The organism is Vibrio sp. V38_P2S17PM301 (assembly GCF_009904845.1).
GTDB lineage: Bacteria > Pseudomonadota > Gammaproteobacteria > Enterobacterales > Vibrionaceae > Vibrio > Vibrio proteolyticus.
Genome location: NZ_WXWO01000001.1, coordinates 97,175 through 122,308 on the forward strand (window position 1 = coordinate 97,175; position 25,134 = coordinate 122,308).

Consider the following 25,134-nt stretch of genomic DNA (forward strand, 5'->3'; position numbering starts at 1 on the left):
AGAATCGTGAAAAACAGCACATTTGTCTGATGATATTCAGGTGAAGATTAACCACACTCTTTTGTGTCGCAATGCGTTTATTCAGACCTAAAGGGACGCAGAATATCAAAAAGCTCGACGCTGTGAGTTGTGCAGCATGTCACTCTTAAGGAGATAAAAATGAACAATAAAGGTACGGGTCAAGGCGGTAAATGTCCGGTGATGCACGGGGCACTTACCTCGACAGATAAGTCGGTAATGGACTGGTGGCCAAAAGCATTAAATCTCGACATTCTCAGCCAGCACGATACGAAAACCGACCCTCTGGGAGCGGATTTCAGCTATCGTGAAGAACTGAAAAAACTGGATGTAACGGCACTCAAACACGATCTGAAAGCACTTATGACAGACAGTCAGGAGTGGTGGCCGGCAGACTGGGGTCACTACGGCGGCCTGATGATACGGATGGCATGGCACGCCGCAGGCTCTTACCGTACCGCCGATGGCCGTGGGGGCGGTGCCACAGGTAACCAGCGTTTCGCTCCCCTCAACTCCTGGCCGGACAACGCCAACCTTGACAAAGCGCGTCGTTTACTCTGGCCAATCAAACGCAAATACGGTAACCAAATCAGCTGGGCGGATTTGATCATTCTTGCCGGTAACATGGCGTATGAATCGATGGGCTTTAAAACTTTCGGCTTCGGTTTCGGTCGTGAAGACATTTGGCACCCGGAAAAAGACACTTACTGGGGCTCAGAGAAAGAGTGGCTGGCGACCAGTGATGCAGAAAACAGCCGATACTCCGGCGAGCGCGATCTGGAAAACCCTCTCGCCGCTGTAATGATGGGCCTGATCTATGTCAACCCTGAAGGGGTGGACGGCAACCCAGACCCGCTGAAAACCGCCAAAGACATGCGCGTTACCTTCTCCCGGATGGCGATGAATGATGAAGAAACCGTGGCTCTGACCGCCGGCGGCCATACTGTGGGTAAATGTCACGGTAACGGCGATGCCGCGAACCTTGGCGCTGAGCCTGAAGGCGCTGAAGTGGAAGAACAAGGTCTCGGCTGGAACAACAAGGTTTCTCGTGGTATTGGCCGCAATGCCGTGACCAGTGGTATCGAAGGCGCGTGGACAACACATCCGACTCAATGGGATAACGGCTATTTCGAAATGCTGTTCAACCATGAATGGGAATTATCGAAGAGCCCGGCAGGCGCGTGGCAATGGGAACCGGTTGATATTAAAGAGGAAGACAAACCGGTAGACGTAGAAGATCCCAGCATCCGCTACAACCCAATTATGACCGATGCGGACATGGCACTGAAAGTCGATCCGGAGTACCGCAAAATTGCCGAACGTTTCCGCAATGATCCGGCCTACTTCGAGGACACGTTTGCACGTGCATGGTTTAAGCTGACTCACCGTGACATGGGGCCGAAAGCACGTTACATCGGTCCGGATGTCCCGGCAGAAGATCTGATCTGGCAAGATCCGGTCCCAGCGGGTCGTAGCGACTACGATGTGGATGTAGTCAAAGCCAAAATCGCGGCCAGTGGCCTGAGCATCTCAGAGATGGTTTCCACCGCCTGGGACAGTGCACGAACGTTCCGTGGATCAGACAAACGTGGCGGTGCCAACGGCGCGCGTATCCGTCTGGCCCCACAGAAAGACTGGCAAGGTAATGAGCCTGCTCGTCTGGCCAAGGTTCTGAACACACTTGGAAGCATCGCTGCCGAGACCGGAGCCAGCATTGCCGACACCATCGTACTTGCTGGTAACCTGGGCGTTGAACAGGCCGCCAAAGCAGCTGGTTTTGATGTAGCCGTGCCATTCGCACCGGGACGAGGCGACGCCACACAAGAGCAAACCGATGTAGAGTCGTTCGATGTACTGGAGCCACTGGCTGACGGTTTCCGTAACTGGCAGAAAAAGGACTTCATCGTCAATCCAGAAGAAATGCTGCTCGACCGCGCGCAACTGATGGGCCTGACGGCACCGGAAATGACGGTTCTGATCGGTGGTATGCGTGTACTCGGTACCAACCACGGCGGTACGGCACACGGTGTCTTTACTGACCATGTTGGCGCGCTGACTAATGACTTTTTCGTCAACCTGACCGACATGCGTTACACCTGGAAACCGACTGGCCGCACTACCTATGACATTTGTGACCGCAAAGACGGCCAGGTGAAATGGACGGCCACTCGCACGGATCTGGTCTTTGGTTCCAACTCGATCCTCCGTTCGTACGCCGAGCTGTACGCTCAGGATGACAGTAAAGGCAAGTTTGTCGCAGACTTTGTTGCCGCCTGGACCAAAGTGATGAACGCCGACCGTTTCGATTTGGTTTAACATCGTCATCCAGAAACTTCGCCCCGGCCTTTTGGCCGGGGCTTTTTTATGGCACCGCCCATACCCTTTACTAGCCGTCCTGAGTGAAACCAGCCTAACCCATTGCTTATTATTATATTTTCCACACAATCAAGCGAAATGTATTATGATTTTTATAAGAAACCATTAGCATCAGTTCACACCCCATCCAGACATCATTCTGCACATTGAGCACGTGGCTCATATGCGAACCACAGCGATGCCCCCTGACTGGCATAAATGGTCACAAACCGTCACAGGATAGGATACCGTGCTGAGATACGATACGTTGGTGGCAAAGGTATTTAAGGAAAAAGTATGCAGCCAGAAAATGGTAGCGCCGAAACGAAATACACCATCGCTCTGATCGAGGATGATCTGGAATTGGCGGGTCTCATCAGTGAATTTCTTCAGGCCCATGAGTTTTGTGTTGAGGTCATCAGTGATGGCTTAAACGCTGTCGAGTATATTCTTACTCGCCATCCGGATTTGGTGATTCTCGATATTATGCTGCCTGGTTTATCCGGGATGGATGTGTGTCGGCAGATACGTAACCGCTACAAAGGCATGATACTGATGCAAACCGCTCTGGACGACGATATTGATCAGGTGATGGGACTAGAGCTCGGCGCGGATGATTACATCATTAAACAAGTTCAGCCTCGTCTGCTGCTGTCACGTATCCGCGCGCTGCTGCGCCGGATGAATCGAGCACCTGACGATGAAAGACAAGACAAGTTGGTGGTGGATCAATTGGAAATCGATATTCAGCGCCGTACGGTACGTTTTGAGCAGCAGGCGGTGGATCTCACGACCGCCGAATTTGAGCTATTGTATCTGCTTGCCCAGCATGCGGGGGAAGTAGTGTCGCGTGAAGCGATCATGCAGCATATCCGCGGCTTCGAGTATGACGGCCTCGACCGGTCGATCGACCGACGGATATCGCGACTTAGGCGTTCGCTGTGCGACGATTCAACTTATCCGCAGTTGATCAAAACCATTCGCGGCGTCGGCTATCAATTGTGCGTCTCTGCGATGGCTCAAGCGAGGTGAATGATGTTAAAAGCCTTTTCGATCCTCTGGTTAGCGATTTTTATTCCGTTGATTTTTCTGGTGATGCCAACCGGGTTTGGTCCGGTGAGCTACCTGAGCGAGCGGATGATGTACCGCTTCTACACCCAAGTCTACGACGATACCCTGCGGATTATTCATCAAGAGCTGACTGAGCTACCTCAAGCCCACTGGCCCGGCCACATTGACCAGTTGAGTGAACACTTTGGCTCTCAACTCAAACTGGTGAGCATGGGCGACTACCAACACGACAGTGAGGCGCAGGCCTTGCTGGCCGCCGGTGAGCTAGCCATGGATTACAATGATCCGGTCGCACTGCTTAAACGGATCGAACACAGCGACTGGGTGCTGTATTACGCGATGAACCTGTCGCAGGCAGAGCTGGTTGCAACTCAGTCGCAGGGTGCACTGTATATTTTAAGGCGCTCACTACTGAGATTGCCGCCAGAGCAGTGGGCGGCCTACCTCAGCTCAGTATCAGAAAATCGCCCCTTTGATGCCCGTTTGGTCGAAATCAACGATGTGCCTCTGACCAATCAAGAACTCAGGCGCCTCAATAACGATAAAGTGGTCGGTCACGTGCAGCAAAATGGCGGGATGCTGCTGTACACCCGACTCAATGATCAGTATCTGGTCGGTATTCTCGATGTGCACAGTCAGCATTCTCAACAGCAGTTACAAACCACCTTGATTGGTCTGTTTGTTGTCACTATTTCCGGCGCCTTGTTGCTGTGGCTATTCCCGTTGTGGCGCGATTTACGTCGTCTGGCTAAAACCGCCGGTGAGTTTGGCGAAGGGCGATTGAACCAGCGGGGCAAACTGTCCCGTCTGTCGGTCGTCGCTCAGCTCGGCAGCGCGTTTAACACCATGGCAGACAACATCGAAAAGCTGATCAATGGACATCGGGAGCTTACCAATGCAATTGCTCACGACTTGCGTACGCCGCTTTATCGCCTGAGATTCGCATTTGAAATGCTGTCCAATGACGGCATTAGCCACGATCAAAAAGAAAATTACCAGAAAATCATCAACAACAGCATTGATGACCTCGACCATCTGATTAACCAGACTCTGGTTCTATCACGCTACAGCATGAACAGCCAAACCAGCCAGATCCAGCACTGCCCGCTGCCCGCCTTATTAAAAAGAGAGCTGTCCATGTTCGCGGATGAATGGCCAGAGCTGGACGTCAATCTTACCTGCCCCGACAGCCCACCGGATCAGACCATCGCCGTTGATCAGCGAGCGATGTTGCGGGCGCTGAATAACCTGCTGAACAACGCCAGTCGCTTCGCCCGCAGTCAAATCAGGGTGCGTTTATATCGACAGGATACCCATTGGATATTGGTGGTCGAAGATGACGGCCCCGGGATTCCGGAGAGCATGCACGCACGTATATTTGACCCCTTTACCCAGGTGGACAATCAACAGCGTGATACCCGACAGGGACACGGCCTTGGCCTGGCGATCGTACGCCAGATCGTCCTGCTTCATCAGGGCGATGTCACGCTGGATCGTTCTCCGTTGGGAGGGGCCCGTTTTACACTCCGCTGGCCTGCGGCTCTATCGCCACAATCCACCTCCGGCGACCACAAAACGGCAACGTCAATTCAACAGCCCTGATATATGGTGGTGTCCAACTTGGTCACAATGTGTCCCACAGTTGGTCTGTTGATTCCCACTCAGCCGCTTAGCATGGTACCTGACACACTAACTTGTGAGGAAAACCATGAAAGTTGCACTTTGGCTGGCCCCGACCCTTGGGCTGCTCTGCGCGGGTGTTAACGCCCGCCCTTCCCCCGAAGAAGACATGACACCAGGCTGGGGCGGCACCATCAGTGCCAACGGCTTTGTGATCCATCAACGCTCTCAGTTTAACACCGATGATGACAACGCCATTACGAAAGATCTGAACAATCGCGGTCAGGCGGTAACGCAGTACCAAGCTATTCCGTTAGGGCGGCTGCACTACACCACCGCCAGTGGTAGCACCCAGTTTTTTATTGGCCAGAGTAAAGATCAGGTCATTGAGGGTCAGTTGCAGGCAGAAGCAGGGATCACTCAACGCCTTGGCCGTTTCGGTACGCTGACAGTAGCGTACTTTCCCAAACTCCCCGGAGTCAGTGAAACCTGGCGCGATCCGTTTCTCACCAACGCAGAGCGTGACGCCACGGATGTTTCCACGCACGGTGGCCGCATCGCGTTTTCGCCGGCGTTTATTCCACTCACTTTCCGTTACGCCTATGTCGACTACCAACTGGATGACGAGGACTCAGGAAACAGCCTGTTGATTTCGTCATCTGAAAGTAAAGCCCTGGTGCGTGACAGCGACTATCATCAGGCAGCGATTGAGTTCCCGATCCCGCTCAGTCGTCAGATAACTCTGCTGCCAAGGCTCAACTACACATTCCGTCAGGCCGAGGGGGATGCAAATGACTTCAACGCCTGGGGCTATCAGCTCGGTCTCAATATGGACTTCGGTCGCCACAGCCTCAATACCGTACTCCGCTACTCCGATCAGGACTATCAAAACCACCATCCCGTGTTCGGTCAGGAACGCGATGCGACCCAATGGAGCGCCAGTTTGCTCTATCTCTATCACGCACCATTTGGCTGGAAAAATGCCTACCTCAACCTGCTCAGCTCAGCAGAGCAAACCGACAGCGATATTCGTTTCTACCAAAGTCAGGGCTATTACCTGTCTGCCGGGATCGGTTATCGCTTCTGAGCATCACAGACCGTGTGTGAGGTGGTCACAAAGCGTCACATACGGTCAAACTATCACCACAGTGTGTTCTTGGGCGCTCCCTGACCCTGTAGTCAATACAACAAACTATTAACGAGGCACTTATGACATCTATTCCTTTTCAGCGTCAGTTGATGGCCGGAACCGTACTGGCTCTGGCACTGCTCTCTGGTTGCAATTCCGGCTCCAGTGATGCGAAAAAACTGACCAAACCGACCGTGAACGCCGGACGTGATCAACTGTTGACTCTCCCCCTCGAGCAGATAGCCCTTGATGGGAAAGTCAAAAGTCACCTGGAAGCGTTCGACATTGAAAAAATTCGCTGGAGTCTTGATTCCGGCCCTCAGCCCGTCACTATTCTTGACAACGATCGCGAAGATGCCACCGTACTCAATGTCACTATGGCGGGCACCTACATCTTCAAGCTATGGGCCGAAGATTCAGCCGGCCGTGACAATTCAGACACCGTCAAAGTAGTGGTCAACGCAGCGACAGAGAATGCCTCGTCTGCAGCCACGGCCCGTCATCAACCCCGTTCGTCGTCCGTGTTCCTGTCCGACACAGTAGCCTCGCAAGCCGTGGTTGAATCCTATCTTCTCAATCACACCTTAACGCCAGCGGCAAGCGATGCGCCTATGCTTTCATGGGGAAAAACTGAACAAAATCTTGGTATTGTTCAGGTGCATCATCTTGATCAGCAAAGCCGGGATCACATCAATCAACAGCTAGACAGTATGGTGAATGCGCTGTCCGACAGCGATGCCATTGTAGTCGATCTGAGCGGTAGTCAAGGTGGCTCATATCTGACTGCACAACGCGTGGCTGAGCGCTTTTTTGATACCACATTGCCGGTATTCAGCCTGGAAAGCGGCCAAGGTAACGTGTACACCGTGAACGTCACGCCGGCAGCGTCTCGTCTCGAACAGACCAACATTTACCTGATTACAAACGGCAATACTGCTGGCGCCGCAGAAGCATTAACGCTGGCCATGACCTTGTTGCCACAGGTTGTGCATCTTGGCGAGACTACACGAGGACGCTACCTTGAACCGGTAGCGTCCGGCACCACACCGGACTACTGGCTACTTAACCTCAACGGAGAGCGTCTGGGCCAATCGGGCATCACCCCTTATCTGGATTTAGCCGATGAGCCGTCGCCGCATCGTGCTGCCTACGAGTGGATCAACCAGCGACATTAAATATAGAAAAAGCGCCCCGAGTCACCAGGGGCGCTTGAGGCCAAGCAAAGCATTGTGGGTATCCTGGACGTGGTCACCTTATGCTGACGACCCCGAAATTATTCCGCAACCCCCCGTATTCTGGCGTTGCGCCGACGCAGCAATTCCAGGGTAACCAGCAATAATACCGACATCAGAATCAACATACTGGCCACCGCCAGAATGGTTGGGCTGATCTGTTCCCGGATCCCTGACCACATTTGTCGTGGCACCGTTTTCTGCTCAGCACCAGTGAGAAACAGGGCCACCACCACTTCATCAAACGACGTACCAAACGCAAACAGAGCACCGGATATCATTCCCGGCCGAATCAGGGGTAACGTCACGTGACGGAAGGTGTATACCGGCCCAGCTCCCAGGCTGTATCCGGCTTTGACCAGTGTGTGGTCAAAGCCACTTAAGGTCGCGGTCACCGTGATGACCACAAATGGCGTACCGAGCGCGGCATGCGCCAGAATAATTCCGACGAATGTCTGAGAAATACCCAGCCGGGTATAAAAGAAGTACATCGCTGCGGCGGAGATAATGAGCGGCACAATCATGGGAGAAATCAACAACGCCATTATGGTATTACGCAGTGGCAGACGGCTGTTGGCCAGACCCATGGCCGCCAGAGTGCCCAGTACCGTTGCAATCAAGGTAGCCGCCAAGGCAATGAAAGTGCTGTTTTTCAGCGCCAGCAACCACTGCTCACTGGTCAACATGGCCTGGTACCAGCGCAATGAGTAGGCGTCGGGATCTAAATTCAGCATCCCCTCGGTAAACGTAAAGTAAGGTGTGGCATTGAACGACAGCGGCACAATGATCAAAATCGGCGCAACCAAAAACAGCAACACTGCGGCACAAAACAGCAAATAGATGTAATAGACAACGCGCTCCGTGGCGCTGGCATAGGTAGGTAACGTCATCTCTTAGCCTCCCACTTTAAGAGTGTTTATCCCGACCAAACGGTTAAACAGATAAAAAAGCAGCAACACCACCAACAGTAGTAAACCGCCCAAAGCCGCGGCCATTCCCCAGTTGAGTGAAGTCTGCATATGGTAAGCAATCATATTGGAAATCATCTGGCCACTGCGCCCCCCCACCAACGCCGGTGTGATGTAAAAGCCGATAGACAAAATAAAGGTCAACAGAGCGCCTGCACCAATACCAGGCAGCGTCAGTGGCATGTAGACACGAACAAACGCCAGCAGCGGTGTTGCGCCCAGCGAACGAGCCGCGCGAAAATAGCTCGGGCTGATGCCTTTCATTACGCTATACAGTGGCAAAATCATGAACGGCAACAAAATATGCACCATGGATACTATGGTACCGAAGGTGTTGTGGATCATCTGAATCCGTTCGCTGGTGAGGCCACTCCAAATCAGCAAATCATTGATCACTCCCTGATTTTGCAATAGCACGATCCAGGAGGTCGTGCGCACCAGCAAAGAGGTCCAAAATGGCAACAGCACCACAATCATCAACAGGTTGGCTTTCCGATCCGGCAGATTGGCGAGTAGGTAGGCCAGTGGGTAGGCCAGCAATAAGCAAATCACGGTGATCGTCAGCGACATCCAGAAGGTTTTGTAGAACAGTTCCAGATAAATCTGACGCGAAGGCGGCTGGGCGACCACGTTCCCTTGAGCGTCAACCTTGTGATCGAGCGCTGCCAGGTAATGGTTGGCGGTATACACTGAGCTGAGGTTCTTGAATGCCGACCAGTAACGAGGCTGGGACCACCGCCTATCCACAGCGGCCAGCTCAGCGACAGATGCGGGCAAGTCACTAGCGGCAGAGAGCTTTCTTCCGGTTTTCATCAACAAAGAACGCATGCCGGACACTTCGACGTTCATCCGGTTAGCCAGCTTGGGCAAGGTTTTATCCTGATAATGTGCCCGCAACTCGTTCGCCAGTGCGACGGCCGTTGTGTCTTGCGGTAGCCCTTGATAGGACCAGTGTTGTAAAGACGTCATGGTCTGCGGGAATGCACCGGGAAGTTCCTGATTGTCGACGCTGCGATACAGCATTTCCACAATCGGAAACGCAAACGTCACCAGAATAAAGCAGACCAAAGGGAGGGTCAGAAGAAGAGAGCGGATCTTCTTGCGACGTTCAGCACGTTGCAACTGGTGGCCCAGATCAGGCTGATGTTCAGAGATAGGCTGGCCGATGGCCGCTACCGATCTTAGCGTGGTCAACTCCCGGCTCATGCCGCCACCTCCTGAGCCAGACTTCGTACCTGTTGAGGTTTATCCAGACTGGCGCAATCCAGCGCGTGACAGTCCTGACTGTGCCAGCCAATACGGCAAATGTGTCCGGGGATAAGCGGCTGCGTATCACGGGTATTATTGGGCACTTTCAACACCAGCACACCCAGCGAAGCGACTTCAACCACCAACCGGTAGTGATCCCCATGATAGATCTGCTCGCGCAGACATCCTTCGACCAGATTGTCACAACCATCACGCTCTGGCTGAATGGAAATTTTTTCCGGCCGGACTGACAAAACGGTCTCCTGCCCCGGAGTGTCAACGCACACCCGACGCGCACGAAGCCGGTAATCCCCCGCAGACACCGTGCATACATCGCCCTGAAGCTGCTCGACCGTCGCACACAGCTGATTATTTTCACCAATGAACTGCGCGACAAACGCGTTGCTCGGTGATTCATACAGCTCGGTGGGTGTGGCCAGTTGCTGCACGGCACCGTCATTAAAGACCGCAATCCGATCAGACATGGTGAGCGCTTCAGTCTGATCGTGGGTCACGTATAAAATCGTGATGCCGAGTTTTTCATGCAGATGTTTGATTTCCATCTGCATCTGTTCTCGCAACTGCTTATCCAACGCGCCCAGTGGCTCATCCATTAATACCAGTTTGGGTTCAAACACCAATGCACGCGCAAGGGCAACGCGTTGCTGCTGACCCCCAGATAACTGTTTGGGATAGCGGTTAGCGACATGTGCCAGCTCCACCATGTCCAGTGCTTGCGTCACTTTTACATGCACCTGCGAAGAACTGAGTTTGCGCACTTTGAGCGGAAAGGCCAGGTTTTCCGCAATGGTCATGTGAGGAAACAGCGCATAGTTTTGAAACACCATACCGATATCACGTTTGTGCGGTGCCAGGTGATTGACCGCCACACCATCAATGTAGATTTCACCACCGGTGGCGGTTTCAAACCCCGCTAACATCATCAGACAAGTGGTTTTTCCGGACCCGGACGGCCCCAGCATGGTGACAAACTCGCCGGGCGTGATATCCAGATTAAAATCTTTGACCACCAGGTTTTTGCCATCGTAGGTCTTTTGTACGTGCTGAAAACACACGTAATTTTGTTGGGTTGTGTTCATGTCGTCTTCCTTCCTGTTGTCAGTACCGTCGGACTTTCTGAAAGGGGCGCCAGCGGCACCCCATTCATTGGCATTTCGCCTTATAGGTTGTACTTGGAAAGATCCGGACGTGTGGCGATAGCCTGTTCCACTAAGGCAATCACTTGTTGGCGCTCAACCCCCTGAAGAAGTTGTCGCGGCGCGCGGACTTGCTCCGAGCCACGGCCACACACTTGCTCGGCCAGTTTGATGCACTGAACCAAAGTCGGAATGGTGTCCAGTTTCAGCAATGGCAGGAACCAACGATAGATTTCCAGCGCCTCGGCATAGCGCCCCTGGCTGGCAAGCTTATAGATCGCTACGGACTCTTCCGGGAAGGCGTTGGTCAGACCGGAAATCCAGCCGGTAGCGCCCAGCATAAGCGACTCCAGAGCAATATCATCAACGCCGCTGAACACTGTGAAACGATCGTCAAAACGGTTGTACAGCTCGGTAATACGACGCGTATCCGTTGTCGACTCTTTCACGGCGACGATGTTATCCAGCTCAGCCAACTGAGCCATGATGTCGAGATTCACATCCACCCCGTAAGCCACTGGGTTGTTGTAAATCATGATCGGCATCTCCGGCGTCGCCTGCGCGAGCGTGCGATAGTACGCCAGCGTTTCACTGTCTGATGTGCGGTACACCATGGCAGGCATCACCATGCAACCGTCAATACCAATATTCAGTGCATCCTGCATGTATTTCACTGAGGCTCCGGTGATCGATTCTGCGGTTCCAGCAATCAAAGGAACCCGGCCGTTCACCACTTCTTTAGCGGCCTGTAGAACCTGGCGTTTCTCTTCCGGGTAAAGAGCGCAATTCTCTCCCACGGTGCCAAGACAAATAATGCCGTTCACACCATCGTTGATCTGATTGTCGATCACGGTTTGGGTAGCATCGAGGTCAATCGACTGATCCTGACGAAACTGAGTACTGACAGCGGGGTACACACCTTTCCAATCTACGTTCATTAGCTTTCTTCCATATGTATATTATATGCAATTTTGCAAGGCGAGCGAAAATGCTCAGAGTTATCCGGCGTTCAAACCGGACGAATGTTTTAATACCGCCTTCACCGCGGCCAGGTCAGCCAGCGCACTGCCGACGGATTTGTATAACGTCACTTCCTGCGTGGTCTGACGACCATTTACAGTACCGGCGCACAACTCGGGCAGCTCGCCGCAGATATCACCAGCATCAAACACGCCTTCATCGATGGGGATCAGCAGATCACCAGCCTCAGCCAATACGTTGATCCGGCTGTCCACGTAAACTCGGGAACGAATCACTGCCTGAGTATCGCACTCACGCTTATCCCGGTCGTGATTGCCGATCAGGTCCATGTGGGTGCCGGCCCGAACACACGCCCCATCAAACAGAGGATCAGCAGCCCCTGTGACACAGGATATGATGTCGGCTTCCTGCACCGCAGCCGTAATGTCTTCAACCATGCTGACGCTGAATTGGCGCTCCGGTGGCAAAGCACGATATTCATCGCCGGACAAGATACGGTCTACGGCAGCCAGAGCCTTGTGCCGATCCCGTCCCCACACCTGTACCTGTTTCAGCGGACGAACCGCAGCATAGGCCCAGGCCACGTAAGCAGTCAGGTTTCCAGTGCCACAGATCAACAGCCGCTCCGCATCCTGGCGGGCCAGGTAATCGGCCGCGAGCGCTGACGCGGCCGCAGTGCGCCAGTACGTGAGCACTTTCCCGTCCACCAGCGCCAGCGGTTCCCCATTGTCGCGCCGAAACACCAACAACTTGGATGACAATACATCCTTACCCTGCGCCGGATTTTGCGGCAGATAGGTAAAGGCTTTGACGGTAATTAACTCCTCATTCCACGCTGGTAATAATGCAAAGGCGTCATAGCCGCCCTCTTCCAGCGGCATTACCCGACGCTGTGGAATGGTTGCCGGCCGGGCGTAGGTCGCACGCATAACCTCAATCAGTGAAGTCATGGTCAGGCTGTCTGCCACTTGTCTGGCATCAATGGTTATCATGTGTCCTCCCGGGCGCTGCATCGCAGCGCCATTGATGGTTTTGGGGTTAATTGAGCAACCAGGTGTTGAATTCTTCATTCAGTTCATCGGCATAATCCGACCACCATTCGTCGTTCATCAGAAACGCGGTGGCAAAATTGTCTGGTGCGGTCGGCAGATTGGCTAAAATGGCCGGGCTGACATAAGCCGCTGACGATTTTCGAGTGGGTCCGTATGCCACGTACTTCGCTTGCTCTGCCAACGGCTGCGTCCCGGACGAAAACGCAATAAAGTCGCGTGCCAATTTGGCATGACGGCTGCCTTTGGGAATCGCCCAACCGTTCATGTACCCCATCTGGTGATCCCAGATAATGCGAAATGGCTGGCCTTCATCCTGACGTGCATTGTGAATTCGGCCGTTAAATGCCGACGCCATCACCACCTCTTTATCCGCCAGCATTTGTGGTGGCTGTGCGCCAGTGGTCCACCACAACACGTAAGGTTTGATGGTATCGAGTTTGGCAAACGCGCGGGCCCGGCCCTCCGGTGTCTCCAGCAACGGATACACCTTATCCGGGGCGACACCATCCGCCAGTAACGCCCATTCCAGATTTCCCTGCGGCTGCTTTTGCAATGCCCGGCGCCCCGGGAAGCCGTCAATATCAAACAGGTCGGTGAGTTTGGATGGCATAGTTTTGCCTTTGAAAGCGTCTTCATTGACCGCTAGTACGGTCGAGACCACGATGGTATTGACGGCACATTCATGGATCGCGCCGGGAATAAAATCTTGCTCGGCTGGGGTGCCATCAGCTCCCGCAGGCAGGATGGACGGATCAACTGGCTCAAGCAGACCTTCAGCACAGCCGCGAACAATATCCGGCTTGTCGAGCGACACCAAATCCCAGCGAACATTATTGGCTTCGACCTGCGCTTTGATCTCGGCTAAACCGCCACTGAAATCTTCCGAGACAATCTCCACACCAGTGTGTTCGATAAACGGCTTATGGTAAGCCTCGACCTGGCTTTTGGTAAACGCCCCGCCCCAGGAAACCACCGTCAGTTTCTCTTCCGCCGATACGCTACCAGCGCCCAACAGCATACCTGAAATCAACATGGCAACCGGTGCCAGAGTCATTCGTGACATGTTTTGCTCCTTTTCGTGTTGTTCAGAGAGGCATCTTGTTACCGCTGTCAGACGCGCTTACTCGTTAACCTTTTCTTAACATAAACACCAAATATATTTTATACAATATTTAATTTTAAGATTTTCTAAACAAACCGTTGGAGTGTGAACGGCGCCACATCCAACGCAGGAGTGTCATCATTTACCATCGCTGCAATCAAATCAGCGGTAATCGCCGCCTGAGTCAACCCCAGATGTTGATGGCCAAACGCCAGTAAAATCCGGCCGTCAAAACACTGATCGATAACCGGCAGAGAGTCACAGGTCGACGGCCGGTTACCCATCCAGGTATCGCCTTTTTGCTCTGGGCTGAGGCCTTGCTCCAGCAGCGTATCCGCCATCGAAAGCAGCATATCGGCACGGCGCATATTGGCTGGCGCATTGATATCGGCATACTCGACCGTACCAGCCAAACGCAAACCGCCGGTCATCGGGGTCATAATAAATTTTCGATCGGCAGAGCTGACCGGAAACGGCAATGCCGGCGCGGGGCTAGACACCATCAGGTGATAGCCGCGCTCGGCTTGCAGCGGCACCCGAACCCCTGTTAAATCCCGCACCAAAGGCGCTGAGTAAGCGCCGGCGGCGATGATCACCTTGTCGCAGGTAACCTGGCCACGTTCTGTCAAAAGCGTGCCGCCGGGGCGAATCTTCATCACTTCACACGCTTCCACGCTCCCTCCCAATTGGAGCAACGCCCGTTCCAGTGTTTTACACAAGTGGTAAGGCTCAATGCTATGACCGGTTTGAGGGAAAAACACCCCCGCATGCACCTGATGACTGAGCGCTGGGGCCCGTACCCGAATGTGCTCAGCCGACCAGATTTCGCACGCGACACCCGCCGCACGCAACGCTTTGAGCGTGGTTTGATAACGATGAAAGAGTCGTTCACTTTCAAACGTGAGCAGCGAACCGTCCATTTTGAGCAGCTCGCGCCTACCGATGGAATCGAGCAACGTGTGCCAGCTTGCCACCGCTTTCTGATTCAGGCCGATCAACGCCTGAGTTGCGCGCGCCGTCGCCGTGGGTCTCGCCTGGAACAAAAAGCGCAGCATCCAGCCCAGGGTTTTCGGCAAGTCCTGCCAACGGACAGACACCGGTCCATCAGAAGCCCACAGCATCTTAGGCAGTTGCGGCAGCAAGCCCGGAGTCGCCAGAGGAAAGATCTGCTCAGTGGCAATGTGTCCAGCATTGCCTTTTGAACAACCATTGCCCGCGCCATGAGGGTCAAACAAGGTCACCTGATAACCTTGTTGTTGCAGTTTCAGACCAATGGCCAGACCAATCACGCCAGCCCCGACTACACCTATGGTGCCTTTTTTCGTCTCACCCTGATTCATCATGAGTTTTGCTCCGCATCACACTTCATAAAATAAATTGTATAAAATATATTTAACATTACGATAACATTGATAAGGTGTAGTTCAATCGATTTCTTATTCAAGGAGCTGAAAATGAGACAGGGGACCTTTTTCTGTATCGATGCCCATACCTGTGGCAATCCGGTACGTTTGGTCGCGGGCGGCGTTCCGCCTTTGCAAGGCAACACCATGAGCGAAAAGCGCCAGTACTTCCTTGAGCATTACGACTGGATTCGCCAGGCACTGATGTTTGAACCCCGCGGCCATTCGATGATGTCAGGTTCTGTGGTGCTCCCTCCTTGCAGCGACAATGCCGATGCCGCCATTTTGTTCATTGAAACCAGTGGCTGCCTGCCGATGTGCGGCCACGGCACCATCGGCACGGTCACCGCCGCACTTGAGCATAAACTGATTCATCCCAGACAACCTGGACGCCTGATCCTTGATGTCCCGGCCGGTCAGATTGAGGTTCACTATCAGACACAAGGTGACAAGGTCACCTCAGTGAAAATCTTTAATGTCCCGGCTTATCTGGCCCACCGCGATGTCAAAGTCTATGTCGAGGGACTGGGTGAGATCAGTGTCGATGTGGCCTACGGCGGTAACTACTACGCCATCGTGGATCCGCAATCTAACTTTCCCGGTCTTGAACACTACTCGCCGGACGAAATCCTGATGCTCAGCCCGAAAGTTCGTCTGGCCGTCTCTGAAACGGTGCAATGCGTACACCCAGACGATCCCACCGTGTGTGGCGTCTCCCATGTGCTGTGGACCGGCGCCCCAACTCAGGAAAATGCCACCGCGCGCAACGCGGTGTTCTACGGCGACAAAGCCCTCGACCGTTCACCGTGCGGTACGGGCACCAGTGCTCGCATGGCGCAATGGCATGCCAAAGGGCGACTGGCTGAGGGAAACAATTTCATTCACGAGAGCATTATCGGCAGCCTGTTCCATGGCCGCATCGAAGGCACCACGCAAGTCGGCGATCAACCGGCCATTCTGCCAAGCATCGAAGGCTGGGCACAGGTCTACGGACACAACACCATCTGGGTCGACGACGATGACCCATACGCCTATGGCTTTGAAGTGAAATAACAAGGATTGACCATGACCACTAAGACCCATTTTCAGGCCGTCAATGCATTTGACGGCACACTCCTGCCCGGCGATTTTCCGGTGCACGGTAAGAGCGATGTTGATCAGGCGGCGAAGGCGGCGGCCGGTGTCGCCCGTTTTTTCCGCCAGACCAGTGATCATAGCCGTGCTGAGCTATTGCGCTGTATCGCTGCCCAACTTGAATTACAGCAAGACGCGATTGTTGAGCGGGCTCATTTGGAAACCGCCCTGCCGCATGCACGCCTGAACGGCGAGCTCGCGCGGACAACTCACCAACTCCGCTTATTTGCAGAGGTCGTGATCGCAGGCCACTGGCATCAGGTCATCATGGATACGCCGGATAGCCAACGCCAACCACAGCCCAAGCCCGATATCCGCCGACAACAGGTTGCGCTCGGTCCGGTTGCGGTATTCGGTGCTTCCAACTTCCCGCTGGCCTTTTCCACCGCTGGTGGTGATACCGCGTCGGCGCTGGCAGCCGGATGCCCGGTGATTGTCAAAGGACACACGGCACATCCCGGGACCAGCGCGATGGTCGCGGAATGTATCCACCGGGCACTGGAAGAAAAAAACCTCCCCCACGAGATTTTCACTCTGCTACAAGGTGTGGAGCGTGAACTGGGCCAGTCTCTGGTCAGCCATCCGGCCATTAAAGCGGTCGGGTTTACCGGCTCTGTCGCGGGTGGCCGCGCGCTGTTCAACCTCGCTCAGCAACGCCCGGAGCCGATTCCCTTCTATGGTGAACTGGGGGCGATTAATCCAACGTTTCTTCTGCCAGCAGCGCTTGAGTCCAACCCGGAGCTGGCGCAGCAGTTCGTCCAGTCGATGACTCTCGGCTGTGGTCAGTTCTGCACCAAGCCCGGCGTGGTTTTTGTCCTCAACAGCCCGCAGGCACAGGCCTTTATTGAAACCGCGCAAACCCTGATCCGTCGGCAATCCAGTGTCACCCTGCTCACCCAAGGGATTGCTGACAGCTACCGCCAATACACGACCCAGCGCGCAGCCGATCCCGGTCTGAGAGTATGCACCACACCGGCAGCCGCCACTGATATTGTGCCTATGCTGTTTGTCACCTCCGCCCAACAATGGCAGCAAAACCCGCAATGGGAAGAGGAGATCTTCGGTCCGCAGTCGATGATTGTCGTCTGTGATTCTACCAAGGAAATGCTGACGCTGGCTCAATCACTGACCGGATCGCTGACCGCGACACTGCACGCTGCTGAAGCCGATTTTCCGTTGGCGGCACAATTGCTGCCCAGGCTGGAAGAGCTGGCCGGACGCATCGTCTTCAACGGTTGGCCAACTGGTGTCGAAGTCGGTTACGCCATGGTTCACGGCGGCCCCTACCCGGCCTCGACGCAATCGGCCTCGACATCCGTGGGCGCCGAAGCCATCCATCGCTGGTTGCGACCGGTCGCTTATCAATCGCTGCCGGACGCTCTGCTGCCTGAGGCACTGCAAAGTGACAATCCGCTGGCGCTCGTTCGTCAGGTTGACGGCCACTTCGATTAAGCCGAACAAACAGGCACTAGTTGGGTGCAATTCACCACACATCACTAAGCCCGCATACATTGCGGGCTTTTCATTGTTTGCCTTTTAAGCATTTCAAACGATTTCGCTTTAAAACTTATAATGTTGAAGAAATGCCCAACAAGGGCGACTTATGAAAATGTTTAAACCCACCCGCCCTGAATGTGGTGGCCGGCGCACAACAATAAAAACAAGTCAGCGCGAGAATAAAACGCTCCATGTGCTTTCTTGTGATTGTGTGAAGAAACTGACCCAATTACGGTTTAATTTGTAATACAAAAGCTGAACCTAAGGAGCCAAGAAATTATAACAATGAAAATTATTCGGTATTTTTCAATCTAATATCCTATTGTTTTCAGTAGCCTCTTGATCATCAATTAATCCTCGTTAAAGAACACTACATTATAGGATGATTAAAGACGGAGTTTAGCCGACTAGTGAGTGTTAGCCCGACACCAATAGATATTAATTAAGGAGAAAATATGTTTGATCACGTCGTATTTGGCGTTCGCGATTATGAAAAGAGCAAGGCGTTCTTTCTTAAGGTTTTAGAGCCGATTGGCATAGAGGTCGTGTCTGAAGGAGAACTCGGTATTGAACTTAGCGCTGATGGTAAAACATCACTGTGTATCCGTCTCCAACCGGTCGAAGCCCCATCTCATCTACATTTGGCATTTGTTGCTGAAAATCGGGAGCAGGTTGATAGCTTTCATCGTGTCGCACTGGAATTCGGAGCCCAGGACAATGGGGCACCAGGTTTGCGCCCAAACTATAGTGGTACATATTATGCGGCGTTCGTTATTGGCCCAGACGGACACAACATCGAAATGGTGTGTCACGAGGGAGAGGGCTAACAAGGCGTTTATGAGGGATGTGGCACGCGTGGCATTTTCAGTATGCGTTGGATTTAGTGATTACGGTGTTATGCAGCTAAACGATAAGTATTGATTTTCAGGAGTTGAATATGAAAAGGATTTTAGGTTTCGCGCTGATAGCTGTGATTCAAGGCTGTACGAACAAATCAGCAGTTACAGAAACGTCAGTGGGAGAGTCGTGTATAGGTACTACGGGTATCAGTGGTGAACTAAGTAACAAATTTAAACCAATCCCAGACCCATCGCTGCTTGCTCAATCACTCGGAGAGCCGTTACAAGGCAAATTGTGCCAAGGTGCTGTATATCAAAATACGCAAGATGTGACTATCTATCGAGCATGGAATAGTACAAACCCTAACAGTCAATTCGGTCAATGGTGGGCACTTGAACTTCCCTCAGGGAAGACAGCGGAGTATAGGAAAAACTATGAGATTTGCTATCAATGGTCACCGTTGGATAAGCTTTCGAAATGCACATTGAAAGCAGGGACTAAAGTTGTCGTAGGTAATGGTCAAAGTGCTGAATGTTCGGCGTATTTAACCTACCCGGTATCTGAAGTTCAACAACTATTCATAGTAGATTCAGGCAGTTCAGTGGTTAATTGTCAGCTCTATGACAGCGTAATTTCTTGGGAATAAAGCGTTTACTTTGAATCGCTGCATAACAAAGCATTTAAGGCCGATTCGCAACGCTTGGTATTTTGGGTTCGAATCGGCTTTAGTGTTGACAGCACAATGGATTAGGTTAGATGATCGCGCTGCTCACTACTTCACGCGGCGTTAAGTCCATGTAGTAAGGAAGCAGGTTTGAACGAAATGATTAAGCAAGTAATTGATGATCCATCAACCCGGGTTGGTAAAGTCTTTGCTTTCTCGATTCAGGCGTTAATAGTGCTTTCCCTCATTAGCTTTACATTGGAAACCTTACCAAATCTGAGCTTTTCTGCTCGTCGGTATTTGAGATTCATTGAAGTAACTACGGTTATTGTTTTTACTATAGAGTATCTTGTACGAGTTTATTGTGCCGACAATAAAGTGAAGTTCATATTCTCATTTTTTGGTTTAGTAGATTTATTGGCAATTTTACCTTTTTATCTATCGACCGGGGTTGATTTACGGTCCTTAAGAGCGTTCAGACTGCTTAGGTTAGTAAGGATATTGAAATTGGCTCGATATAACGCAGCAGTTCGTCGATTTCATCAAGCTTTTAAAATTGCGAAAGAAGAGCTGGCTCTTTTTCTAGCTGTTTCATTAATCGTTCTCTATCTGGCCAGTGTGGGTATTTATTATTTTGAAAATCCGGTTCAACCAGAGGTCTTTAGCTCTATTTTTCACAGCTTATGGTGGGCAGTTGCGACGCTAACGACCGTTGGCTATGGGGACATTTACCCGATTACACCTGGAGGGAAGGTCTTCACATTCTTTGTCCTAATTGTAGGGCTTGGTATCGTTTCAATTCCCGCTGGATTAGTGGCATCTGCGTTGTCAAAAGCCAGAGAGATGGACGACTAAAAGTTAACTTAACAAAGCGTTTTAGGTTTGTTGATTAGCGTTGCTCCCCCTTTTAACCGGGCGTTACGCAAGAAGTGAGAACATAAAAGGAATCCTCTAGTAATGAAATTTTTGAATACTGTATTGATGCTCATTCTGCTACAAACAAATGCTTTTGCGTATGACATCGGTGTGCAACAACTTCAGATTGCTTCTCAAGAACGAGCAGCGAATCTTCAAGTCACGGTTTGGTATCCTGCATTACCGGGAGGTAAGAAGGTAATCCTCGGTGAAAACATCTTTTTTGAAGGCACGCCAGCGATGCGGGATGCGCCTATCGCAAACAGCCGGTTCCCTCTTATTCTTCTTTCCCATGGCGCTGGCTTAGGAGGGCGGGCTGAGGCCATGAGTTGGCTTGCAACACCGCTTGCTGAAAAAGGGTTTATCGTAGTGGCTCCGACTCACACTGGCAATACAGGCCCTGACCGCTCGGCATTAGAAACCATGAAGTTATGGCTGAGAGCATCTGACCTTTCGGAGACGCTTAACGCTATTGAGAAAAATACAGCGTTCAGAGCGCATATTAACTTCGACAAAATAGGCGTTTTAGGTATGTCGATGGGCGGTGGTACTGCGTTATCGATTGCAGGTGCTCGAATCGCCCCCGAGTTGTTGATGAGCTATTGTGACACGATGGATCTCAATGCATCACTGTGTGACTGGGTGCGCTTGAGTGGTGTTGACTTGCGTAAGATAAATCCGGAGTCGGCCAGCCGAGATAACCAAGATAATCGAATTAAATTCGCCATGGCGATTGATCCTGTGCCCTCTGACATTTTTGCAGTAAATACATTTTCAGAAATTACCATTCCGGTCATGCTGGTAAATCTTGGCAAAAAGGAAGACATTCCTAAAACGGCACAGGCGTCAAAGGTCGCGGCCGTTATCCCCGACAGTACCTACAAAATAATAGAGAATGCCAGCCATTTTTCGATGTTTGGATTGTGTAAGCCGAATGCTTCGGAAATCGCTAAGGAAGAAGGCATCGATGAACCTATTTGTAAAGATGGCGACCAAGGTTCACGAAGCGAGATTCATACACGGTTGATCGATATGGTTGCAGAGGCTTTCGGTCGCTTAGGTTAACTGTTTAACTCGTGCCCTGTCGCTCCCAACCGGACAGCAGGGCCTTTTTCTTATCCGTTCGGAATATCAATCAAAAAGGATTTGACGTTACCGACACCGGGTGAATTGTTCCGCCTGCCCCCTGCCAATCTTCCTTCATCGCCGGATCCATGGTGTGCAGAATAAAGCCCATATGCGCACCTTTTTGTAGTATCGACATGGAAATAACGTGTAAAGCTCACTGAGGAGGTTACTCTTGGCACGGTTAAAAAGCCACCAACCGGTGCCTTTTTGTTGCGCTCAGCTCTCAAAAACCGGGACATATAGTCGGCTCAGGATTCAAAATCACTACACTAGTGTATATTGGATAAAATATTTCAGAATGCTGGAGACGAGGATGTCACAGAAACCCGTTTTTAAAACGCGGACCCAATTGGTCGAGGAAGCAATTCGCGCTCAGATCCTCAAGGGTGAGCTGAAAACCGGCCAGCCGCTGCGTCAGGACGCACTGGCCAAAGAGTTTAACGTCAGCCGGATCCCTGTTCGTGAAGCCTTGGTACAACTCGAAGCTCAGGGGCTGGTCAGCTTTGAGCCGCACAAAGGGGCCACCGTTACCGAGCTGTCGCCCGATAAAATTGACGAGCTGTTTGAGCTGCGCGCCGTGGTTGAATGCCACATCCTTGAGCGCGCCATTCAAAACATGACCGACGCGGATTTGGAGCGTGCCCGCCAGGTACGTGAGCGCTTTGAAAGTATTGTTAACAGCGGCGACGAAGTGGAAGAATGGAGCAACTATAACTATGAGTTCCACAAAGCCCTCTACGCGCCAGCCAACATGCCCGAAACCATGGACGTGATATATAACCTCAACACCAAATGTGACCGTTATATTCGTCTGCAACTGCTGTTCACCACAGGCATTGAGAAAGCCGAAAACGAACATCTGGCGCTGTTTGAGATGTGCCAGAACCGCGACATCGAGGGCGCTAAGTATCTGCTGAAAAAACACATACTCGAAGCTGGCAGCGCCATCCGCGACTTACTACTGGAAAGGCAATAACACCACCTCAGTTAAACCACGGCTCGGAGAGAACGGATGCACATCGGACCGAAATTTTTGCTTGCAGCGATCAGAAAAAAAATCAAAGACGAGGGGCTGTGTTACAGCTCCTTATCGGAAAAAACCGGCATTCCTCTTTCAAGTATTAAGCGTCATCTGCATAACCCATCCCTGGGGCTTGATAAGATTCTGATGTACGTCAATTACCTCAATACCAACCTGATTGAGTTAACCAAACTGGCCAATCAGATCCAGCATGAGAACGAACAGTTTGTGACCGAGGATCAAGGCAAGCTGTTTCTTGAACACCCGTATCTGATGGACTTCATCTATATGGTCACCTCGCGCAATCTGGCACCGGAAGCAATCGCCGAAGAATACAATCTGTCCGATACCAGTTTGCGCTTTTACCTGCGTATTGCCGAAATTCTCGGCTACATTGAGGACTTTGGCGATGGGCTGTTCTATCGTTCCGGACGACGCTTTCTGCTCAAGGAAGGATCCGACATCGACACCCTATTTCGCCACCGTTTCCAGAAAGAATCCCTTTCTCACCCAGTTAACCCCGGCGTGTGCGTTGGACGAATTCGCCTGACCCCAACCCAACGGGCTCAGCTTGAAGACGATCTCTACGTAAAACTGATTGAGCTGAATGCGATCAACTGTTCCAATGACGAAGGCGAAGAAACCAACATTATGATGCGCTGTACGCCCGGAAAACAGATCCTGTTCTCTGATGGCCTGCCCAATATCGATGGTGCTCTGCTTAAACACGTCTCTGAGTCTTTTCCTAAGTAACCATCTGAATTTATTCATCTATTCCTCTTCCACTCGGATCAAGCCTGAACAAGGCAAAGCGCGAACCCGTGTGGCTGAAATTTCTCTGGTCTCATTTTCTGAGCCCGGAAAGCTCTGGATCCGAACCTTTGTTACTAATATGTTAAATACAAATTGAGAATAAATTTTATACAATATACCTTTTCCTTGTTGCATAACGACAAAAACACAACGAGGAAGTCATGAAGATAAGCAAACTACTGATGCTGAGTGCCGCGATTGCCGGTGCTTTTTCAGCCGGGGCTATCGCCAAGCCTTACCCTGCAGGAACGCAACTCGCAACAACACAGGAAATCACCCTCAATAACGGCGCGGAAGTCACGTCGATTGACCCAGCAAAACAGGCCGCGGAGCCAGCGTTTAACCTCGGTCGAGACCTGTTTGAAGGACTCACCATTCAGGACAAAACCGGGAAAACCATTCCCGGAATAGCCAGCAGTTGGACCGTAAATGACGACAACACCGTGTACACGTTCTCCCTGCGTAACGCCCACTGGTCCAATGGCGATCCGGTAACCGCGCAGGATTTTGTCTACAGTTGGCAACGCCTGCTGGATCCGAAAACCGCCTCGCCTTACGCCTGGTTTGCCGCCATTCCCAAAATCAAAAACTCGGACAAAATCATGAAAGGCGAAGCCAGCCCGCAGACTATGGGCGTAAGGGCGATCGATGCGCACACTTTTGAAGTCACGCTCGAGCAATCGGTGCCGTTTTTCATCAAATTGCTCAGCCATCCGGTGTTGGCGCCCGTACATCAGGCAACCGTGGAAAAGTACGCGAGCGAGTGGACCCAGCCACAATACATAGTGACCAACGGCGCTTTTACGCTTTCCGAATGGAAAGTGAACGAAAAATTGGTGATGGTGAAAAACCCGCACTACTGGGATTACGAGAACGTCGTGTTGGAAAAGATCACCTGGTTGCCTATCGGTGACGCCAATGTTTCACTCAATCGTTACCTGGCCGGAGACATCGACGAAGCCTTATCCATTCCAGCGGCGCAAAAGAAAAAGCTGCTGAAGGAATACCCGCAACAAGTCGCCAACACCAGCGCGTCACTTGGCTCCAGATTCTATTATCTCAACACTCAAAAAGGTCCGACTCAGGATGTAAGGGTTCGCAAAGCGCTGTCTTACGCCATTGATCGCAACATTCTCACCAAAGCCATTTTGAAAAACGGTGGCATTCCTATGTATACCCTGGTGCCTCCGCAAACCGATGGATTTACTTCCCAGACACCTGAGTTTGCCAACTGGAATCAGAAACAGCGTAACGACAAAGCCAAAGCGCTGCTGGCCGAAGCAGGCTACGGCAAAGACAAACAGCTGAAGCTGACGTTCACCTTACCGACCTTTTCCACCGATGTGAAAGTGGCAACGGCTATGGTAGGCATGTGGAAAAGCGTGCTCGGCGCTCAGGTGGAGATCAAACAGCTGGAGCCGAAAGTATTTTACGCCCTGAAAGATCCAGGCAACATCAGCCGCGGTGGCTGGACCGCAGACTACAACGAAGCATCGACCTGGTTAGATCTGTTTGTCTCCACGGGTGAGTACAACGACTCGCGCTATAACAACCCGAAATATGACCAGCTCATGGCCGACTCGAAAGTGCTCGATGATCCGTCCCAAGAGTACCTGCAAGCCGAAGCCTTACTGCTGGACGATATGGCGATCATTCCGGTCTACCGTCCGGGTAACGATCAGTATCTGCGCCAACCCTACATTGGGGGCTACGAGCGCACCAACCCAGAATCCTCTTACTACCGCAAAAACGTGTACGTGAAAGCCCATTAACCGGGCCGTATTTG

Annotated in this window: 22 protein-coding genes; 14 read left to right on the top strand and 8 right to left on the bottom strand. The window is 52.1% G+C overall.

Translation table 11 applies throughout. The features are described from left to right. The first annotated feature begins 159 nt into the window (after positions 1 to 159). From katG to CAG64_RS00455, 5 genes are all read left to right on the top strand, one after another. Positions 160 to 2,334, top strand: a complete 2,175-nt coding sequence (gene katG, locus CAG64_RS00435; RefSeq protein ID WP_161455146.1) for a catalase/peroxidase HPI — start codon at positions 160 to 162, stop codon at positions 2,332 to 2,334. 336 nt (positions 2,335 to 2,670) lie between these two features. After that, positions 2,671 to 3,405 (top strand): response regulator transcription factor, encoded by a 735-nt coding sequence (locus CAG64_RS00440; protein WP_161454845.1) that lies wholly within the window; start codon positions 2,671 to 2,673, stop codon positions 3,403 to 3,405. Then, positions 3,406 to 5,046: an ATP-binding protein gene (locus CAG64_RS00445; protein WP_161455147.1), complete on the top strand. Its 1,641-nt coding sequence runs from the start codon at positions 3,406 to 3,408 to the stop codon at positions 5,044 to 5,046. 106 nt (positions 5,047 to 5,152) lie between these two features. Beyond that, complete coding sequence (locus CAG64_RS00450; RefSeq protein ID WP_237668174.1) at positions 5,153 to 6,151, top strand: DUF2860 family protein; 999 nt, start codon at positions 5,153 to 5,155, stop codon at positions 6,149 to 6,151. Positions 6,152 to 6,273: 122 nt separating this feature from the next. Next, positions 6,274 to 7,368, top strand: a complete 1,095-nt coding sequence (locus tag CAG64_RS00455; protein WP_161455148.1) for a PKD domain-containing protein — start codon at positions 6,274 to 6,276, stop codon at positions 7,366 to 7,368. Between the two features lie 98 nt (positions 7,369 to 7,466). Here CAG64_RS00455 and CAG64_RS00460 read toward each other — a convergent pair whose 3' ends face one another. The 7 genes from CAG64_RS00460 to CAG64_RS00490 form a co-directional block, all read right to left on the bottom strand. Next, positions 7,467 to 8,315, bottom strand: coding sequence for an ABC transporter permease (locus CAG64_RS00460; protein WP_161455149.1), 849 nt, complete (start codon positions 8,313 to 8,315; stop codon positions 7,467 to 7,469). A gap of 3 nt (positions 8,316 to 8,318) precedes the next feature. Next, on the bottom strand, positions 8,319 to 9,599 hold the full coding sequence (locus CAG64_RS00465; RefSeq protein ID WP_161455150.1) for an ABC transporter permease: 1,281 nt from the start codon (positions 9,597 to 9,599) through the stop codon (positions 8,319 to 8,321). Continuing rightward, entirely contained in the window at positions 9,596 to 10,741 is a 1,146-nt protein-coding gene (locus tag CAG64_RS00470; protein ID WP_161455151.1) for an ABC transporter ATP-binding protein, read from the bottom strand. The genes CAG64_RS00465 and CAG64_RS00470 overlap by 4 nt, the downstream gene beginning before the upstream one ends. Positions 10,742 to 10,821: 80 nt before the next feature. Continuing rightward, entirely contained in the window at positions 10,822 to 11,736 is a 915-nt protein-coding gene (locus CAG64_RS00475; RefSeq protein WP_161455152.1) for a dihydrodipicolinate synthase family protein, read from the bottom strand. 60 nt (positions 11,737 to 11,796) lie between these two features. After that, positions 11,797 to 12,771, bottom strand: coding sequence for an ornithine cyclodeaminase family protein (locus CAG64_RS00480; RefSeq protein WP_161457764.1), 975 nt, complete (start codon positions 12,769 to 12,771; stop codon positions 11,797 to 11,799). A gap of 46 nt (positions 12,772 to 12,817) precedes the next feature. Continuing rightward, positions 12,818 to 13,894 carry an ABC transporter substrate-binding protein gene (locus CAG64_RS00485; protein ID WP_161455153.1) on the bottom strand — a complete coding sequence of 359 codons (1,077 nt, stop codon included), beginning with the start codon at positions 13,892 to 13,894 and terminating at the stop codon, positions 12,818 to 12,820. Positions 13,895 to 14,019: 125 nt separating this feature from the next. Next, entirely contained in the window at positions 14,020 to 15,276 is a 1,257-nt protein-coding gene (locus CAG64_RS00490; RefSeq protein WP_161455154.1) for an NAD(P)/FAD-dependent oxidoreductase, read from the bottom strand. Positions 15,277 to 15,387: 111 nt separating this feature from the next. Between CAG64_RS00490 and CAG64_RS00495 the strand changes: the two genes are divergently transcribed. From CAG64_RS00495 to CAG64_RS00520, 6 genes are all read left to right on the top strand, one after another. After that, positions 15,388 to 16,389: a 4-hydroxyproline epimerase gene (locus CAG64_RS00495; protein WP_161455155.1), complete on the top strand. Its 1,002-nt coding sequence runs from the start codon at positions 15,388 to 15,390 to the stop codon at positions 16,387 to 16,389. A gap of 12 nt (positions 16,390 to 16,401) precedes the next feature. After that, the gene (locus tag CAG64_RS00500) at positions 16,402 to 17,922 is read left to right on the top strand and encodes an aldehyde dehydrogenase (NADP(+)) (protein ID WP_161455156.1); all 1,521 of its coding nucleotides are present in this window, start codon (positions 16,402 to 16,404) and stop codon (positions 17,920 to 17,922) included. Between the two features lie 500 nt (positions 17,923 to 18,422). Continuing rightward, on the top strand, positions 18,423 to 18,794 hold the full coding sequence (locus tag CAG64_RS00505; protein WP_161455157.1) for a VOC family protein: 372 nt from the start codon (positions 18,423 to 18,425) through the stop codon (positions 18,792 to 18,794). A 110-nt stretch (positions 18,795 to 18,904) separates the two neighbouring features. Continuing rightward, entirely contained in the window at positions 18,905 to 19,453 is a 549-nt protein-coding gene (locus CAG64_RS00510) for a hypothetical protein (protein ID WP_161455158.1), read from the top strand. A gap of 177 nt (positions 19,454 to 19,630) precedes the next feature. Further along, positions 19,631 to 20,326: an ion transporter gene (locus tag CAG64_RS00515; RefSeq protein ID WP_161488248.1), complete on the top strand. Its 696-nt coding sequence runs from the start codon at positions 19,631 to 19,633 to the stop codon at positions 20,324 to 20,326. A 102-nt stretch (positions 20,327 to 20,428) separates the two neighbouring features. Continuing rightward, entirely contained in the window at positions 20,429 to 21,451 is a 1,023-nt protein-coding gene (locus CAG64_RS00520) for an alpha/beta hydrolase family protein (RefSeq protein WP_161454022.1), read from the top strand. A gap of 70 nt (positions 21,452 to 21,521) precedes the next feature. Here the strand turns inward: CAG64_RS00520 and CAG64_RS23950 are convergent, their stop codons facing one another. Continuing rightward, positions 21,522 to 21,650, bottom strand: a complete 129-nt coding sequence (locus tag CAG64_RS23950; protein ID WP_272924741.1) for a hypothetical protein — start codon at positions 21,648 to 21,650, stop codon at positions 21,522 to 21,524. Between the two features lie 177 nt (positions 21,651 to 21,827). Here CAG64_RS23950 and CAG64_RS00525 point away from each other — a divergent pair, with 177 nt between their 5' ends. The 3 genes from CAG64_RS00525 to CAG64_RS00535 all read left to right on the top strand — a co-directional run bounded on the left by CAG64_RS00525 (position 21,828) and on the right by CAG64_RS00535 (position 25,120). Then, a complete protein-coding gene (locus CAG64_RS00525; RefSeq protein WP_161454021.1) occupies positions 21,828 to 22,490 on the top strand; it encodes a GntR family transcriptional regulator in 663 nt (220 codons plus the stop codon). Between the two features lie 36 nt (positions 22,491 to 22,526). After that, entirely contained in the window at positions 22,527 to 23,288 is a 762-nt protein-coding gene (locus tag CAG64_RS00530) for a transcriptional regulator (RefSeq protein ID WP_161454020.1), read from the top strand. A 221-nt stretch (positions 23,289 to 23,509) separates the two neighbouring features. Beyond that, on the top strand, positions 23,510 to 25,120 hold the full coding sequence (locus CAG64_RS00535; protein ID WP_161455159.1) for a peptide ABC transporter substrate-binding protein: 1,611 nt from the start codon (positions 23,510 to 23,512) through the stop codon (positions 25,118 to 25,120). Positions 25,121 to 25,134 lie beyond the last annotated feature (14 nt).